This window comes from Mesorhizobium sp. M0598 (assembly GCF_040320865.1).
GTDB lineage: Bacteria > Pseudomonadota > Alphaproteobacteria > Rhizobiales > Rhizobiaceae > Mesorhizobium.
The window spans coordinates 1-877 of the sequence record NZ_JAMYQL010000114.1 but is presented as its reverse complement, the minus strand read 5'-3'; the positions used below and the strand labels follow the sequence as shown (position 1 = coordinate 877).

Here is an 877-nt window from a genome sequence, read left to right as displayed (position 1 = left end):
GGCAGCCGCTTTGCCGCGCCGGTGCGATAGTCAAAGGCGCCCGCGTGCTTGGGGCATTCGACCTCGTAATCCATGACCAGTCCGTCGGCGATGTGTACCGCTTCGTGCGTGCATAGGCCGTCGGTGCAGAACACTTCATCATAGGGCGAGCGGAAGATGGCGTAGGTACGGCCTTCATGGTCAAAACGGCGGGCACCTTCCTGTTCGATATCGTCGAGGCCGCAGACCGTGATCCAGCTGGACATTTTTTCCTCTATGAGTTGCGGTCGGGCCTCCGGAACGGCAATGCCGCCCGGAGGCTCCGGTCCTGGGATCAGTTCTTGTCGAGGTAGTCGGCGGCGTTGGCCGAGGTCACCAGTTCGAACGGCACGTAGACGACGCGTTCGACCTTCTCGCCCTTGGCCAGCGCGAGTGCGGCGTCGACGCCGCCGCCACCCTGGCCCTTGGCGTTCTGGAACACGGTGACCGCGAGATCGCCGGCCTTCATCGCCTGCAAGCCGTCCTGTGTGGCGTCGATGCCGCCGACGACGACGTTCTTCATGTCGACGCCGTTGGCCTTGAGCGCCAGGATGGCACCGATGGCGGATTCGTCATTGTTGGCGATGACGGCGTCCGGCGCGCCGCCGGCGGTCAACCAGTTGGTCATCAGGGTCTGGGCATTGTCGCGCGACCATTCGGACGACTGCTTGTCGACGATCTTGATGAAGTTGCACATGTCGGTGCCGAAGATCTGCTCGACATCCTTGGTCCGCTGCAGGGCCGCCTGGTGGACGAGGCTGCCCATGACGATGTAGGCTTTGGCACCTGCCGACTTGCCCTTGGCGCGCAGCATCTTGCACACCTCGAACGCTTCCAGCGTGCCGGACTCCACCTCGTT

General features: G+C 63.5%; 2 protein-coding genes. Both read right to left on the bottom strand.

Annotated elements, in window-relative coordinates:
* A partial coding sequence (locus tag NKI59_RS34980; protein WP_352709074.1) for a MocE family 2Fe-2S type ferredoxin occupies window positions 1-245 on the bottom strand: 245 nt, incomplete at its 3' end.
* 68 nt (window positions 246-313) lie between these two features.
* A partial coding sequence (locus tag NKI59_RS34975; protein ID WP_352709071.1) for a substrate-binding domain-containing protein occupies window positions 314-877 on the bottom strand: 564 nt, incomplete at its 5' end.